The organism is Acinetobacter legionensis, from assembly GCF_057165765.1.
The window spans coordinates 388,414-404,837 of the sequence record NZ_CM169896.1; the positions used below are offsets into that span (position 1 = coordinate 388,414).

The following is a 16,424-nucleotide window of genomic DNA, read 5'->3' on the forward strand; positions in this document are numbered from 1 at the left end:
AAATCTTAAATTTTAGTAATCAAAACTAAAATGTTCTGCATCAAGTGCCATCATGGTACGAGATGGATTTACCATAGACTCAGCATGACCTTGTGAACGTGGTAATAATTGTTCAAAGTAGAAATCTGCAAGTTTGATTTTTGCTTTATAGAACTCAGGAACTTCGGCACCATTACCAGACGCTAGTTTTTCAGAAGCGACTGCTGCTTGTTGAGCCCAGTAGTAAGCCATCATTGCATAACCAGAGAACATCAAGAAATCCACAGAAGCAGATGATACGATTTCGCGGTCTTTACGTGCTGCAAGCATAATACGTACAGTCAAAGCGTTCCATTGCGCACAGATCTTGGTTAAATCCCAAGCAAAACGACGCATATATTTGTTACGTGCATGTTGACCACAGAATTTCAAGATTTCAGCGGTATATTCACGAACCACTTTACCTTTAGATGAAAGCAGCACTTTACGACCAATTAAATCAAGTGCTTGGATACCTGTCGTACCTTCGTACAAAGTCGCGATACGTGCATCACGTGCAATTTGTTCCATGCCATGCTCTTTGATATAGCCATGACCACCAAACACTTGCATACCCAAATTCGCAGATTCAAGCCCCATTTCTGTTAAGAAACCTTTGAGAATTGGGGTATAGAAACCAAGCTTATCATCATATTCTTCAAATTTTGCTTGATCACCTTGTAACATTGCATCAGTCATTTTATCTGCAAGTTGAGCGGCATGATAAATCATTGCACGACCGCCTTCTGCAAATGCTTTTTGAGTCAAAAGCATACGACGTACATCTGCATGGTGAATGATTGCATCAGCCACTTTGTCTGGATCTTTTTTACCAGATAGAGCACGCATAGACATACGGTCTTTTGCGTATGGTAAAGCACCTTGGAATGATAATTCCGCGTGAGCAAGGCCTTGTACAGCAGTACCAATACGCGCCGTGTTCATGAAGGTGAACATTGCATGTAAGCCTTTATTCACTTCACCAATCAGATAGCCTGTTGCGCCATCAAAGTTTAATACTGCTGTAGCAGATGCACGAATTCCCATTTTGTGTTCAATAGAACCACAAGTCACAGGATTACGTTCACCCACTGTACCTTCAGCTGTAGGGATGAATTTAGGCACAATAAACAATGAAATACCTTTAGTCCCTGCTGGTGCATCTGGAAGACGCGCAAGAACGATATGGATAATATTTTCAGTTAAATCATGTTCACCCGCAGAGATGAAGATTTTTGTCCCTGTAATCGCGTAAGTACCATCAACATTAGGTTCAGCCTTAGTTTTTACTTGACCTAAGTCTGTACCACATTGTGGTTCAGTCAGACACATTGTTCCTGACCATGTACCCGCAGTCAGGTGTGGCATATAGGTATTTTTTTGTTCGTCTGTACCAAATTGCAGGATGGTATTCATACATCCCATGCTCAAACCTGGGTACATGGTGAATGACCAGTTTGCAGTCCCCATCATTTCAGATTTGATTAGGTTTAATGACATCGGTAAACCTTGGCCACCAAACTCTTCAGGATAAGACAGGCCTTGCCAGCCGCCTTGAATAAATTGGTTATAAGCTTCTTTAAAACCTTTTGGTGTCGTGACTTCACCATCTTTAAAATGACAACCTTCTTCGTCACCAGATTGATTCAGCGGAGAAAGTACATTTTCACAAAAATCTGCAGCACCTTCTAAAATCATATCGACAGTATCAGCATCGGCATTTTCGCCAATTGATAGTGTTTTATAATGTGCAGAATAGTCAAAAACTTCATTCATTAAAAAACGTATGTCACGGAGCGGCGCTTTATATGCTGGCATGTGTTTAATCCTAATTTAAAAATAGTTTTGGATTTTCAATCTATAGCTTCATTATTCATAATCATATGGGAATTACATTGATAAGACTCTCTAAAAAAATTGTCAGAAATGCGAATTTGGTAGAAAAAGCACATGTGAATTTGTTGATTTTTTGATAGTCTTGTACACTTTGTTTTTTATTGTTTCATTGTTATTTTTATTGTCATTATAATATTCAAGTGGGTAGATCTATCATGCATTTAAAAAAATTAACATTGTGTTTATTGGGTTTGAGTTTATCAGCATGTTCTACACATGTGATTAAAAGCAATGCTTTAAATGCAGATCAAGACGCTCCGCAACGTGCAATTCAAGGGTTTAATGCCTTATATGAATATCCAAATTTTGATTACAGTGGACAAGTTAAGGTTCGACTTGATAGCGTTCAGAAAGCCAACACAGCTGATACAAAACAATTAGATCCTACAATTGAAAAAAAGGTCAATCAATACCTGAAAGATCAAAAAATCAAGTTAACCGATGTGCAAAAAAAAGATCTTTATCAAGCAATTGCTAAACAGGACTCAAAGTATTTTAGTCGTTTTACTGGTATGGGCGCAGATGTTGTACAAAATATCGTGAATGATTTGCAGATTCGTTATGATGGAACGGTAAATTATCGTCAGAAAATGGCATCGTTTAACTTAGAGACCCTGTATAAAAAACCCAACCTCTCTGTGGAAATGCGTATTCCTACAGTTTTGGATTTAAATAATTATAAATTCTATACGCATATCTTTTCTTTGATGCCTTATTTGGCTAATTCACAAGATCAGAATAAATATGCCTATTATGATTTTTCTAAATATAAAGATGATATTGCCAAGGTAAATGGAAAAGCCTTGGTTGAGTTGCTTAAACAATCAGGCGCAACCTCTTATTTAATTGCTTCCCCGAATCAAATTGAAAATCTTGCGGTGAGTTCAGCTGAGAAGCAAACAGGTGTGGTTGAAAAAATCCGCTTGAATACCACTATTGAAGAAATGTTTTTGCAAGGTCAATTGTATTCTACAGTAAATCGTCAATATTTCATGAATTCAGTGCTTGGATTGAGCGCTACTAATATTGCAAAACTATTAGATACTACAGGAGAAAGCCAATCTAGCGATGATGCTAACGAAGCGGCACAAGCTGCAATGAAAGCAGTAGAAGAAGCCTCAGCGGGGATCAATACTGATGATGCGGGAGTGGCTGATGCCGCTAGCGCCATGTATCAACTTTATAGTGCAGTCAATCGTCAATCTCATGACGCGTCTGAAGAAGAGGTGGATGCAGTTTATGCAGATGCACAAGACGCGGCTAAAAAAGCAGTTGAAGATGACGAAGACTATGCCACTAGCCAAGCTTCTGATGCTGCTGAGCAGGAAGATGACAATGTTGAAGCTGAGTCTGAAGACGTATCAGCAGCGCGTCAGAAAATTTTAACTGAACAACAGTGTGAAGATTTAACAAAAGCAAAAGCTCATCCACGTTTTGGTGATGTGGAATATTGCCAGTATCATTATGAAATTGATGTTTTAAGTACTGAACAAAAGGATGATGCATCTTCAGCCAGCAAAACTTTACAGCAGCAAAGTAATGCAGCGCTTGTCAAAACCTTTACAGGCTATGCGAAAGACCAGTTGGTTGATGCTCAACAATTTAAACAATTGTGGAATCAACATCATACTGAAGTTGAAGCCAGTTTGCCGGCTAAAAACAAACGTAATCCTTTAATCGTTGATCTGTCTTTAGATAACAAAGGCCGGGCGGTAAAAGTAGATTATGATTTGGGTGTGGATTTTGATAAATTAAATCGTAAGCTGAATGTTAAGATGGATATGCAATTCCTTAATTATGGAAATGCCAGCAAGATCGACCAGAGTGTTTTACAGCAAGCCAAACCATTTAAAGACATCTTTAAAGGCAGCATTATGGAGCAAGCTGTAGGTGGTATTGCGGGTGTTTCAGGTGATACAGGCAGCCGTTCAGAACAAAAATACTTAACTTTAGATGAGCGTTTAGCACAGTTGGCTGAACAGGTGTTTGCACAAACGGGTTCCTATGAAAAAACCTATAAAGCGGTATTTATTGCCAAACTGACTGCAGAAAAACCTGAGCTAATCAAACAATACTCTGCTCAAGATTTACAGGAAATTGCGGCAGTCTACGCTTATTCTTATTCTGATGAAGGGATTTACAATCCAAAAGGCCAGACTTTAAAGCAGATCCAAGCTTTACAGAAAAAACATCATTTGGAAGATGACCACCAATATGATGATGGACTTGGAAATGCTGTTGATGAGATCGTGGCTAAAGTCTGGAAAGATAAGCAAAGTGTTTTAGAAATTCAGAATTTAGTTAAGAAATACAAAACCACTGAAGCTGTTTTTGTGCAATATTATATGCAGAAGTTTGAAGCAGAAAATGAGATTGAAAAAGGGCAACGTGCTGACTTTATCAAAACAGCGAAGATTTTAGCCAAGTCTTATACTGCATTTAAACGTAATAAATTTAACGATCAGGTAGTGGCTGGCTTGGATCAAGACGCGACTGAATTTATTGATTATGATTTATTTAAGCAAACCTATCAGATCTTGAGTGATGCCAAGTTAAAGTAATTGATCTTGGTTTGGTTAAAAAGAACCTCAATTGAGGTTCTTTTTTATTGATTTTTTAAAACAAAGATACATCCATGATTAAAGAAAATCTTTTAAATTTGGACGAACCCCATTCCAAATATAAAATGCTTCGATGGCTTGTCCAACCAACATACCGAAGCCTTCTGAGCTTGGAATCTGGCGCGCTTTGGCTTGATCGATAAAACTTGAAGGTTTGCCATATGCCATTTCATAAGCATGGTGAAAGGTTAAGGTTTCAGGAAGAATCAGTGCATCACCCGTTAAGCTTGCCGAAGTCGCATTGATAACAAGATCAAATTGCCCATCTAATTCATCTAGGCTACAAGCGGAAAGTTCTGCTTCAGGAACAGCGCTTTGTAAATCTGCCACCAATTGTTCCGCACGTGAACGGGTACGGTTGGCAATCACAATCATTTTAGCCCCCGCTTTTACCAAAGGGTAAACCACACCGCGAGTTGCACCGCCTGCACCAATAATCAAAATATCTGTGTTTTCTAAAGTCCAGTCCAATGCTTTAATCGCATCGACTAAACCTTGTCCATCTGTATTGTCACCATGCAAAATGCCGTTTTCCATCCAAAGCGTATTGACTGCCTTAGCGATTTTTGCACGTTCTGTCAGTTGTTGGCATAAGGCAAAAGCTTGTTCTTTAAATGGCACAGTAACATTCATACCTATGCCATTGTGTGCAAAAAATTCATTAACACTTGCAGTAAAGCCATCGAGTGGGGCAAGACGTTTTACATAGTTGAGATCAATACCAGTCTTTTCTGCAAAGGCATGGTGTAGTTCAGGTGAACGAGAGTGTTCAATCGGATTTCCAATGACTGCGAATAGTTTACTCATGCCAAATGTCCAAGTATTGATTGTATTGATTTTTAGAGAATCTCGACAATATACTTGAAAATGGATGATACAACCAAACTATATGCAGTTTAGCTTATGCTAAAATTTGAATAAATTGATGATTTAGAGCTCTTTTTTAATCGCGCTAAAGCTGGTTTTTAAGAGGAAGGTTTTTTGGGAAATGTTGTGCTTTAAAAAAGATGCTTATGGGTTGCAAACTGACTCTAAGAAGTCAAGAAAAATCATAGCAAAAACAACAAGAAATCCAGCAGATAATACAACACTAGAGGTAATCGAGATGCTGTCAGAGAGATGGTTGTTAGAGATAATAGTGGTTGAAATAGAGCATGCTAATAAAAATAAAATACTGAATGAAAGTGTAACCTTGTGATTTTCTAATAAATTCCTCATACCTACCTCTGGTTTCTACCGCTATAATAATCTTTAATGCTAAGACTTTTTTCAAAAAAATTAAGGAAATTTTAAGGTTGGTATCTTAGCCAAGTTCGAAGATATATTAAATTAAAAAAGTGTCCTAATCGTGAATTATTCTCATTTTAATTGTGAGTAAATCTTTCAAGACTTATTTTCTCAGAAGTATTCAACGGTTTAAGTTAAAAAGCTATCTTAAATGAAAGATAGCTTTTTAACGATGAAGCTTAAATTGCTGATGATTACTTTAATATGGACAACCAGTCTTTAGGCTTTAAATAATGATCAGTGAGGCGTTTTTCTGGGCTATTTTCATCCCATTCTGGGCGATAAGACCATGCAGCAAGTGGTGGCATGCTGACCAGAATAGATTCAATTCGCCCACCAGTTTGTAAGCCAAATAAAGTTCCACGATCATAAACCAAATTATATTCAACGTAGCGACCACGACGATACAGTTGGAAGTCTCGTTGGGCTTGTGTAAATGGTTTATCCTGATTTCTTTGGAAAATAGGCAAAATAGCATTTAAATAACCATGAGCGACCGCTTGTATATATTCAAAGCATTTTTCAAAATCCCATTGGTTTAAATCATCAAAAAACAATCCACCAATACCCCGTTGTTCATCACGATGTTTTAAATAGAAATAATCATCGCACCATTGCTTATGTTCCATATAAATTTCTTTACCAAACGGTGCACATAGATCAAATGCTGTTTGGTGCCAAGATAAAACATCTTCATCATTCGGGTAAAAAGGCGTGAGGTCAAAACCACCACCAAACCACCAAATTGGTGCCTGTCCTTCAGGTTCTGCAACAAATAGCCGTACATTGGCGTGAGATGTTGGAACATTGGGGTTTGTTGGATGAATGACCAAAGAAACACCCAAGGCTTGTGCTTTGGCTCCAGCAATTGCTGGATGGCGTTCTGTTGCTGAAGCTGGTAGTTTGGAAATGTTGATGTGAGAAAACATCACCCCGCCTTTTTCGATCACAGTACCATTTTGTAAAACACATGAACGGCCACCGCCCCCTTCAGGGCGTTGCCAGTCATCAATTTCAAATGTTGCAGTGCCATGGCCTAATTTTTCTTGTTGCTCTAGGGCAGAGCAGATTCGAGCTTGTAAATCTGTCAGGAAATCACGAACACGTTGAATATCTGCAGAAGTCGGGTTTTGCATGATCATCCTCAAAGGAGAATTGAAAAATTTTCTACATCAAAACATAAAAATTCAAAAAAAACAAAACGAAGTCATCATGAAGACATTTTTTGAACGTGCCGTGAATTAATTGAACGTGAGTGAAAATCTTTGGTTATCGTTGGCATAAGCTTCGCAATCCCGAGCAATTCGCTAGGTTGAAATCTATCCTTAAGCTCAGCACAATGTATTGAGGATAAATTCAATTTTGGGTTTATTTCATTTTGAATGTTAATTGCGTATCGAGCAGTGAATATGAGTTGTTCCTTGATTCAAAAATACAATGTTGCTGGACCCCGTTATACTAGTTATCCAACGGTTCCATATTGGGATGAGGCTTCATTTTCGCTGCAACAATGGAAACAAACGCTAAAGCGCTCTTTTGATGAGTCTAATCTCGCTGAAGGCATCAGTCTTTATATTCATTTACCGTTCTGTGAAAGTCTATGTACTTTTTGCGGATGCCATAAAAAAGTCACTAAACGGCATGATGTTGAACTACCCTATATTCAAGCAGTTTTAAAAGAATGGGATTTATATTGTCAGTTGCTAGAAGACAGACCCATCATTAAAGAAATCCATTTGGGGGGTGGGACACCAACATTTTTTTCAGTTGAGCATTTACAACAATTAATTCAGGGTATTTTAGCCAAAGCCAATATTGCGGATCGTTATGAATTTAGTTTTGAAGGGCATCCCAATAATACCACACGAGAACAGTTACAGGCCTTATATGAGCTTGGTTTTCGCCGTGTCAGCTATGGTGTGCAAGACTATAATGAGAATGTTCAGAAAGCCATTCATCGTGTCCAGCCCTTTGAAAATGTAGAAAGAGTCACGCAATGGGCACGTGACATTGGCTATACATCCATTTCACATGATCTGGTTTTTGGTTTGCCATTTCAAAAATTAGCAGATGTATTGCATACCATTGATTTGACTAATACTTTAATGCCAGATCGCTTGGCTTTTTATAGTTATGCCCATGTGCCTTGGATTAAGGGCAATGGACAGCGTGGGTTTAAAGATCATGATGTGCCCAAAGATGGAATGAAACGAACGCTATATGAAGAAGGGAAAAAGCAACTTTTAGCCCATGGTTATCATGAGATTGGGATGGATCATTTTGCTTTAGATCGGGATGAGATGTATCAAGCATTTCATGCAGGTACTTTGCATCGTAATTTTATGGGCTATACCTCATCAAAAACACAAGTCATGATCGGATTGGGTCTATCTTCAATTGGTGATAGTTGGTATAGCTTTGCACAGAATGAAAAAAATTTAGAAGCTTATTACAGTTGTCTTGAAAATGATGAAATTCCTGTGGTGAAAGGGCATGTGTTAAGTGTAGAAGATTTAAAGATTCGTCAACATATTTTGAATTTGATGTGTACCTTTCAAACCTCTTGGTCAGATCACATGATGGATTTTGCCGAACGTGGTGATGTGATTCAACAGCTTGTTGAAATGCAGCACGATGGTTTATTGAATATTGAAGTGGATCGGATTGTGATCACGGAGCAAGGGAAACCTTTTGTCCGTAATATCTGTATGGCGTTTGATTTGCATTTAAAACGTAGAAAACCTGAAACGCAAATTTTCTCGATGACGATATGATTCTATTTTACAAAATATTGTATTTAAACATTTAGATGAAGAAGTGTAGATGATTCCTTTCTTTTCAGGGATGAAAGAAACAAAAATCCTTAGTTGGGCAAAGGGGACTCCTGTCATCCTTGCCCAACGGTGACATCCCTGTCGCCATCCGAGAGAGCAAAATCTTTCTTGATGTTTTATTTATAAAAATTAGTGAATTATTAGAGATGTTATGGTTTTACTGATTCTTTTGTTCAATTAACTTATTAATGACTTCAACATATACCCAAGTATTTAAAATAATATCTGAGCTTTCTAGGCCAATAATATCTAAAAATTTTTCATAGCTAATCGAGTTTTTGCTTTAATTAAGGATTTTGTATCTCAGAATATAAAAAATGTCGGGCAAAAAGTGACCTTGTTGTTGGAGCTGTTTTAATTATTGAATGATTGCAGATTAGGCTTTTGAATCATATGCGTTGAATAAAAGGAGAATGATTGCAAATAAGATTGAGCTTAATTTCATTAGTTCAGTCTCCTATTATTTAACTTAGTGATTATTTAAAAATCATCTTTCTCATACATATGAGACATACGGTCATGTTTGGTTTTTAAATAATCTTCATTGAACTTATTTAAGCCCACTGTCAACGGTACACGATCTAATACATCAATACCTAAATCTGTTAAGGCTTTTAATTTTAATGGATTGTTGGTAATGAGTTTAACTTGTTTGACCTGTAAATGATCAAGCATGATGCTACACATATCATATTTACGTGCATCAGCAGGTAGGTTTAACAATAAATTTGCATCAACAGTATCGTGCCCTTGATCTTGCAGCGCATAAGCACGGATTTTATTGGTCAAACCAATACCACGACCTTCTTGGCGCAAATATAAAATCACACCCTGACCTGCTTCATTCATCATTTTCATGGTGTTGTGCAATTGAGGACCACAGTCACATTTTAATGAGCCAAAGGCATCGCCAGTTAAACATTCTGAATGAATACGAACTAAAACGGGGTTTGTAGGCGCGATTTCTAAACCCTTAGAAAGAGCAACATGCTCTTCACCTGTTTGTGGATCTTGAAATACAGAAATTTTAAAATCACCATAAGCAGTGGGTAATTTTGAAGTGGCAACAAACTCTATTGACACAGAATCTTCCATCTATTTGTTTAGAAATTGGCTAAAGTATAGCGTAATGCTTGGACATTGGTAGGTTTGTAAAGCATGTTTTTATAGATAACATTGCTATAAAAATTTCTTTTTTGTATAAAGCACACGATAATAGTTGATATATAGATAGATTATTCATGATAATTGACACCAATAGCACACTAGCTGACTTGGAAGTTCCAATGACGCATCATTATAAATGTGGCTGATCGAATGTGATATGATTTGTTCTCACAATCATGCTAACCCGTTTACCTAGCTAGATTTGCCAGGCTTTAGAAGGCTTTGCCACATATGTTGTATACCGAAATACCTAGTCATCGTCCTGTTACGCCTTTGTTGAATGAAATTAATCATCCTCAACAATTACGTCAGTTTGAGCAAAGCCAATTGCCGCAGGTCGCAGACGAATTGCGTCAATTTATTTTGTATGCTGCTGGACAAAGTGGCGGGCATTTTGGTGCAAACCTTGGCGTTATAGAGTTAACAGTCGCCTTACACTATTGTTTTGAAACCCCAAGAGATCGTTTAGTTTGGGATGTAGGCCATCAGGCGTATCCACATAAAGTTCTTACAGGACGCCGTGAGCAATTGATGACCATCCGTTCTAAAGATGGATTGGCAGCTTTTCCAGCACGTGATGAATCCGAATTCGATACTTTTGGTGTAGGACATTCATCGACTGCAATTTCTGCTGGCTTGGGCATGGCCTTGGCACGTCGTTATCAAAAAGATCCTTGTGAAGTTGTTGCCATCGTTGGTGATGGTGCGATGACTGCTGGAATGGCATTTGAAGCCATGAATGATGCAGTGGCACATAATGCTGATTTGTTGGTGGTACTCAACGACAATGATATGTCGATTTCATGTAGCACTGGTGGTTTTGCTAAGCATTTGGCTGCAATTTGGGAACAAGGGCAATTCATCAATATTGATGAAGAAGGGCAAGCTTTTGTACAGGATTGTCCTGAATGGAACTACAACTCTCGCTTACATCAATCTGCGACTGATGCCGCGGATAATCTATTTAAAGCGATTGGTTTTGATTATTTTGGCCCATTTGATGGCCATAATGTTGAGCAACTGGTCCAAGTCTTTAATGCGCTTAAAAAACGTAAAGGGCCACGCCTGATCCATGTCTATACTGTGAAAGGTAAGGGTTTTGCGCCTGCTGAAGCGGATCAAATTAAATATCATGCGATTGGCAAAATTAATGCTTCAGCTACTAAAAATTTAGCACCAAAATATTCAGATGTATTTGGGCAATGGCTTTGCGATGAAGCTGCACAAGATGACAAATTACTCGCGATTACCCCTGCTATGTGTGAAGGCTCAGGCATGGTACAGTTTGCTAAGCAATTTCCAGAGCGCTACTTCGATGTTGCTATTGCAGAACAGCATGCTGTGACATTAGCCGCCGGTATGGCTTGTGAAGGACTAAAGCCAGTTGTGGCGATTTATTCAACCTTCTTGCAACGCGGTTATGACCAGCTGATTCATGATGTTGCTTTACAAAATCTTGATGTGACCTTTGGTATTGATCGTGCAGGCTTAGTCGGTGAAGATGGTCCTACGCATGCTGGTGCTTATGACTATGCTTATATGCGTACTGTTCCCAATATGGTGATCATGGCGCCAAAAGACGAAAACGAATGTCGCCAAATGTTGCATACAGCATATCTATACAAAGGGCCAACTGCAGTACGTTATCCTCGCGGTAATGGTTTAGGTGTAGAAATTCAACAACAGTTGATTGAGCTGGAAATTGGTAAAGCTGAAATATTGTTAGAACTCAATACTGAACACGAAGACGGTATCACGATTTTGGCTTTTGGCAGTCGTGTTCAACCTGCGCTTGAATCAGCAAAACAACTCGCACCAACATTGGATATCGCAATTCGTGTGATCAATATGCGTTTTGTGAAACCACTGGATGAACAAATTATTCGTGATTTGGCAGATAAAACGCACTTATTTGTTACTGTTGAAGAACATGCGGTGATGGCAGGTGCGGGTAGTGCCGTAAATGAGTTCTTGGCACAGGCACAAATTCTGAAGCCAATTTTAAACTTAGGTTTACCTGATGAATTTCTTGCACAAGCAAGCCACTCTGAAATGCTTCAAGACTGTGGTTTAGATGAAAAAGGTATTCAAAACTCGATTGAACAGGCATGGTTAAAGCTAGTACAACACGTTTAAGCTTATGTAAAAATTGAAGTTGTAAAATTTTAGAAACAAAATTTCCCAAAAAGCGCCGATATTTGCTAAAATGTCGGCGCTTTTATGCATTATTCTTTATCAGTATCTTCAAATTTGTAGTGGGTGTTCAATGGAACCTATGGTGGTGATGGCTGCGCGTGCGGCTCAGTTAGTTGGTCAAGAGCTTTTAAAAGCGCATCAAAATCGTCATAAACTCGATCTACAAGTCGAAGAAAAAGGAATTGATGGTCCAGTGACTCGTGTAGATCGTTATATCGAGCAGTTGACTATTGATACGCTTCGTAAAAGTTATAAAAATCACAGCTTCCTTGGTGAAGAGTTTGGGCTACAAGAAGGTAAAGGTCATGATGCCGATTGGTGTTGGGTGATTGATCCTCTTGATGGTACTTTAAACTTTATCAATGCTTTCCCACATTTCTGTGTATCTATTGCAGTTCAACATAAAGGTGTAACTCAACACGGTGTTATTTATGACCCTGTGAAAGATGAGCTATTCTCTGCAAGCCGTGGTCGTGGCGCAATGTTGAATCAACGTCGTATTCGTGTGAATGTTAAAGACAGTCTTGAAAATACCTTTATGGGTGTAGGTCATGCTTACCGCGCTAAACGTAATGGTGAGATTGTTTCTTATGCGAAAAACCATTTTGAATCATTATTAAATGTAACTGAAGCTGGTGCACAATATCGTCGTGCAGGTTCTGCTGCATTAGACTTGGCTTATGTCGCAGCTGGTCGTTTAGATGGTTATTTTGAGCTCGGTTTAAAACCTTGGGATATCGCAGCAGGCGAGCTTATGGTGAAAGAAGCGGGTGGTACAGTCGTTGATGCTCGTGGTGGTTCAGATTCTATGGAAAATGGTCAAGTAATTGCGTGTTCTATGAAAATGTTGAAACCATTGATGCAAGCTGTTGTTCCTGCTTGGGGTGAAGCTGCGAAGTAATTTATACTTGTGTAGATTGAGTTTTAAAAAGCCTTCATTTTTATGAAGGCTTTTTTATGCGTTGCGATTTAATGCGATACTACCAATACTGAATGTCGTCGTTTAAACATTGGTGATTGCAAGATCTGGCGAATAGTACTTATATAAAAATAATACAACTTATTGGGGAGAGTTAAGGGGGAGGAATTTACTGGATAAAGTAAAAAAGTTATTTGGTTTTAAATCTATGAGCCAAAAAATGGAACTGGGAAATCCATATCTTAAAATAGATGAATCTAAAACAACTCAGAGTAATGCGAAAGATTATTGCTATTAGAGCATCTGGCTCATATAGAAATTATTTGCGATCTTCAAATGAGAAAAGATCCTTATGCTATTCCTTATATAAAGCGAGCAATTTTTTTAAAACCTCACTTGGCATATTTAGCTAGTGAAGAGGATTCTACCTATTTCAAAAGATGTCTTTGGTTATTACAAGAAATAGGTACAGTAGAAGCTATCAATTTAATAGAAGAATATACGCATTCAGATAAAGAAGAGCTTGCAGAACAGGCACGGTATAGAATTTATCGAATTAATGGTGGCACTTAGATGAAATCCAAAAACTAACTCGGAATACATCAATTGAAAACTATTTATCAAAATGAAAAATTTAGTCTAAAAACCCATCATACAATTCCTCATGAAGATGTTGCGCTGCAAAACATAGACTTTTGGGTCATTATAGATGGACAAACATTTTTGGGCAGTGCAAGCACAACTGAAAATATTCAATATTTAATGCAGAAAAATAAACAAACAGGAGAGTGCGCTTTAGGCACATATCATTGGCAATCCAATATGATTATTCTAAGTGAGTTTACCATTAAGTGTTTAGCGGTCGCTGTAGCAGATATTATTGAGGATGAGAGTCTAGTTGTAGATCAAGTTTTTTATTTAATTCCTGAATATTATGAATGATTTAATACAATACAGGAAAAAACAATAAAACTTCGTGACATTATTATAAATTCTGCTATACTCTGCGCACGCACTAAATTTCGTTCATTACCTGAACATTTCTCTTCTATATTGTGTATGCGCGTCCGGTCCAAAGAGAGGACAATATTTCGCGCCCCACCCAATCGCTTAAGCGATTCCTTCAGGTTGCGGCTGTTATCAAATGTGCGTTATACGCATCGTCGTTCTCGGATCGCCGCTGATTCTATATTTTCAGCGATTATTGCTGTGCCGCTTTTTGCCGATGTCCATCAGACCATATATTAATGGAGCACCCACATTAGGGTGAATATCTCTATGAGCAAAACTTTTGCTGAATTTTCATTAGACGAGTCGCTACAGAAAGCACTCGAGAGTCTTGGTTTTACTACGCCGACTCCTGTTCAAGAACTATCTATTCCAGCGGCTTTAGAGGGAAAAGACCTTCTAGTATCAAGCCAAACTGGTTCTGGTAAAACTGCTGCATTCTTACTCCCTACGTTAAACGCTTTAGCTGGTCAAGATACTTTTGTACCATTTAAAGATCGTATGAAAGCAGTAACTCAACCAAATATCTTGGTGATTTCACCTACTCGTGAACTTGCACAACAAGTATGTCAAGATGCGATTGCATTTGTACGTCATATGAAAGGTGTACGTGTTGCAGCAATTATGGGTGGTATGCCTTTTGGTAAGCAAATCCAACAATTAAAAGGTGCACAAGTTGTTGTTGCGACTCCAGGTCGTTTACTTGATCTTGTAAACCGTCGTCAAATTAAACTTGATTTAGTTGATGCTTTAATCGTCGATGAAGCTGACCGTATGCTTGACTTAGGTTTCTCTGAAGACCTCGAAGCAATCAGCGATTTAGCTTTAAATCGTAAACAAACATTAATGTTCTCTGCAACATTTGCACCACGTATCATTAATCTTGCTGAACGCATGATGAACGAACCTGAACGTATTGCAATTGAAACAGGTCATTCTACAAATACTGATATTACCCAAACTTTACATTGGACTGATGGCTTTGAGCATAAGAAAAAATTGCTTACGCATTGGTTAAATGAAGAAGACGTAGATCAAGCAGTAGTATTTGCTTCAACTCAAGAAGATACAGATATGCTTGCTGAAGAGCTTGCAGAAGCAGGTCTTTCAGTTGTTGCGCTTCATGGTGCTATGCCACAAACTGTACGTAACCGTCGTTTACGCAGTATCCGTGAAGGTCGTGCAAAAATTCTTGTTGCTACAGACGTAGCTGCTCGTGGTCTTGACGTACCAACAATCTCTCACGTAATTAACTTCGGTCTTCCAATGAAGAATGAAGATTATGTGCATCGTATTGGTCGTACAGGTCGTGCGGGTCGTACCGGTAAAGCAATCACTTTAGCAACTTACCGTGAACGCGGTAAAATCCGTGCTTTAGAAGATTATTTAGAAGCGCGTTTAAGTGTTTCTGAAATCGAAGGTTTAGAACCATCTCCACCTCCAGCTCGCGGTAGTCGTGATGGTGGCGGTCGTGGTCGTAGTAACGGTGGTGGCCGTCGTGAAGGCGGTCGTGGCGGTTTCGGCGGTGGTCGTCGTTTTGAAGGTGAATCAAACTTCAAACGTCGTGAAGGTGGTGATGATCGCCCACGCCGTAGCTTCGATGACAAACCACGTGGTGATCGTCCATCTTATGGTGATGACCGTCCTAAGCGTGATTTTGGTGATCGTCCACCACGCCGTGAAGGTGGTTTCGGTGATCGTCCACAACGTTCATTCGGTGGTGAAGATCGTCCTAAGCGTGATTTTGGTGATCGTCCACCACGTCGTGAAGGTGGTTTCGGTGACCGCCCACAACGTTCATTCGGTGGTGAAGATCGTCCTAAGCGTGATTTCAACTCTGATCGTCCACGTCGTGAAGGCGGTTTTAACGATAAACCTCGTTTTAACTCGAATGATGACAACCGTGGCAACAGCGTAGATTACAAACCACGTCGTGAAGGTAGTTTTGCTGATCGTCCTAAGCGTGATTTTGGTGATCGTCCACCACGCCGTGAAGGTGGTTTCGGTGACCGTCCACAACGTTCTTTCGGTGATGATCGTCCTAAGCGTACATTCGGTGGTGAAGATCGTCCGAAGCGTGAATTTAATTCAGATCGCCCTAAACGTGCGTTTGGCGGTGAAGATCGTCCTAAACGTGAATTTGGTGGTGAAGATCGTCCAAAGCGTGAATTCAATGCAGACCGTCCGCGTCGCAAATTCAACGATTAATTAGATATTTTTAATAAAAAACCAGCCTAAAGGCTGGTTTTTTATTGCAAGTTGAAAAGTATTTGGTAAAATAAAGTGTGACATAGTTCAATTTATTTAATAAAACAGTTAGACTTAACTTATGAAAAATTGAATCTAATAAAGTTGGTGATTTCTTTGAGGTAATTATGTTATACATGTTCTCACTTTTATTGATCTCAAATGTTGGGTACTTTTTTTATAGCCTGCTTTTTAGATAATCTATTTGCTCATTAAATAAAATTTAAAAGT

11 protein-coding genes and 1 pseudogene are annotated in these 16,424 nt (G+C 38.7%); 7 read left to right on the forward strand and 5 right to left on the reverse strand.

Going from position 1 to position 16,424, the window contains the following annotated elements; genetic code table 11:
- Positions 1-12: 12 nt before the first annotated feature.
- Positions 13-1,836, reverse strand: coding sequence for an acyl-CoA dehydrogenase C-terminal domain-containing protein (locus AC2G3J_RS01800; protein ID WP_483770585.1), 1,824 nt, complete (start codon positions 1,834-1,836; stop codon positions 13-15).
- Positions 1,837-2,069: 233 nt separating this feature from the next.
- On the opposite strand from AC2G3J_RS01800, the gene AC2G3J_RS01805 reads away from it, so the two are divergent.
- A complete protein-coding gene (locus AC2G3J_RS01805) occupies positions 2,070-4,475 on the forward strand; it encodes a hypothetical protein (protein ID WP_483770586.1) in 2,406 nt (801 codons plus the stop codon).
- 78 nt (positions 4,476-4,553) lie between these two features.
- Here the strand turns inward: AC2G3J_RS01805 and aroE are convergent, their stop codons facing one another.
- On the reverse strand, positions 4,554-5,342 hold the full coding sequence (gene aroE, locus AC2G3J_RS01810) for a shikimate dehydrogenase (protein WP_336953473.1): 789 nt from the start codon (positions 5,340-5,342) through the stop codon (positions 4,554-4,556).
- 674 nt (positions 5,343-6,016) lie between these two features.
- Positions 6,017-6,958 carry an oxygen-dependent coproporphyrinogen oxidase gene (hemF, locus tag AC2G3J_RS01815; protein WP_336953474.1) on the reverse strand — a complete coding sequence of 314 codons (942 nt, stop codon included), beginning with the start codon at positions 6,956-6,958 and terminating at the stop codon, positions 6,017-6,019.
- A 273-nt stretch (positions 6,959-7,231) separates the two neighbouring features.
- On the opposite strand from hemF, the gene hemN reads away from it, so the two are divergent.
- On the forward strand, positions 7,232-8,596 hold the full coding sequence (gene hemN, locus AC2G3J_RS01820; RefSeq protein WP_419327716.1) for an oxygen-independent coproporphyrinogen III oxidase: 1,365 nt from the start codon (positions 7,232-7,234) through the stop codon (positions 8,594-8,596).
- 217 nt (positions 8,597-8,813) lie between these two features.
- On the opposite strand, the pseudogene AC2G3J_RS01825 reads toward hemN, so the two are convergent.
- Both AC2G3J_RS01825 and ribA read right to left on the reverse strand, forming a co-directional pair.
- Positions 8,814-8,924: pseudogene (locus AC2G3J_RS01825) on the reverse strand (DUF4844 domain-containing protein); the annotation flags it as partial.
- Between the two features lie 212 nt (positions 8,925-9,136).
- The gene (ribA, locus tag AC2G3J_RS01830) at positions 9,137-9,739 is read right to left on the reverse strand and encodes a GTP cyclohydrolase II (protein WP_336953476.1); all 603 of its coding nucleotides are present in this window, start codon (positions 9,737-9,739) and stop codon (positions 9,137-9,139) included.
- A 315-nt stretch (positions 9,740-10,054) separates the two neighbouring features.
- On the opposite strand from ribA, the gene dxs reads away from it, so the two are divergent.
- The 5 genes from dxs to AC2G3J_RS01855 all read left to right on the forward strand — a co-directional run bounded on the left by dxs (position 10,055) and on the right by AC2G3J_RS01855 (position 16,154).
- Positions 10,055-11,959 carry a 1-deoxy-D-xylulose-5-phosphate synthase gene (gene dxs, locus AC2G3J_RS01835; protein WP_336953477.1) on the forward strand — a complete coding sequence of 635 codons (1,905 nt, stop codon included), beginning with the start codon at positions 10,055-10,057 and terminating at the stop codon, positions 11,957-11,959.
- 130 nt (positions 11,960-12,089) lie between these two features.
- Positions 12,090-12,920 (forward strand): inositol monophosphatase family protein, encoded by an 831-nt coding sequence (locus AC2G3J_RS01840; protein ID WP_004725624.1) that lies wholly within the window; start codon positions 12,090-12,092, stop codon positions 12,918-12,920.
- A 354-nt stretch (positions 12,921-13,274) separates the two neighbouring features.
- Positions 13,275-13,511, forward strand: coding sequence for a hypothetical protein (locus AC2G3J_RS01845; protein ID WP_483770587.1), 237 nt, complete (start codon positions 13,275-13,277; stop codon positions 13,509-13,511).
- A 33-nt stretch (positions 13,512-13,544) separates the two neighbouring features.
- Positions 13,545-13,880 (forward strand): hypothetical protein, encoded by a 336-nt coding sequence (locus AC2G3J_RS01850; RefSeq protein ID WP_336953479.1) that lies wholly within the window; start codon positions 13,545-13,547, stop codon positions 13,878-13,880.
- A gap of 336 nt (positions 13,881-14,216) precedes the next feature.
- The gene (locus tag AC2G3J_RS01855) at positions 14,217-16,154 is read left to right on the forward strand and encodes a DEAD/DEAH box helicase (protein ID WP_016539375.1); all 1,938 of its coding nucleotides are present in this window, start codon (positions 14,217-14,219) and stop codon (positions 16,152-16,154) included.
- Positions 16,155-16,424 lie beyond the last annotated feature (270 nt).

What these genes read in the sequence shown, in the direction of transcription:
- AC2G3J_RS01840 (WP_004725624.1), top strand. Translation starts at nt 12,090, where the DNA reads ATGGAACCTATGGTGGTGATGGCTGCGCGTGCGGCTCAGTTAGTTGGT.
- AC2G3J_RS01855 (WP_016539375.1), top strand. Translation starts at nt 14,217, where the DNA reads ATGAGCAAAACTTTTGCTGAATTTTCATTAGACGAGTCGCTACAGAAA.
- hemF (WP_336953474.1), bottom strand. Translation starts at nt 6,958, where the DNA reads ATGCAAAACCCGACTTCTGCAGATATTCAACGTGTTCGTGATTTCCTG.
- aroE (WP_336953473.1), bottom strand. Translation starts at nt 5,342, where the DNA reads ATGAGTAAACTATTCGCAGTCATTGGAAATCCGATTGAACACTCTCGT.
- AC2G3J_RS01800 (WP_483770585.1), bottom strand. Translation starts at nt 1,836, where the DNA reads ATGCCAGCATATAAAGCGCCGCTCCGTGACATACGTTTTTTAATGAAT.
- AC2G3J_RS01805 (WP_483770586.1), top strand. Translation starts at nt 2,070, where the DNA reads ATGCATTTAAAAAAATTAACATTGTGTTTATTGGGTTTGAGTTTATCA.
- hemN (WP_419327716.1), top strand. Translation starts at nt 7,232, where the DNA reads ATGAGTTGTTCCTTGATTCAAAAATACAATGTTGCTGGACCCCGTTAT.
- dxs (WP_336953477.1), top strand. Translation starts at nt 10,055, where the DNA reads ATGTTGTATACCGAAATACCTAGTCATCGTCCTGTTACGCCTTTGTTG.
- AC2G3J_RS01845 (WP_483770587.1), top strand. Translation starts at nt 13,275, where the DNA reads ATGAGAAAAGATCCTTATGCTATTCCTTATATAAAGCGAGCAATTTTT.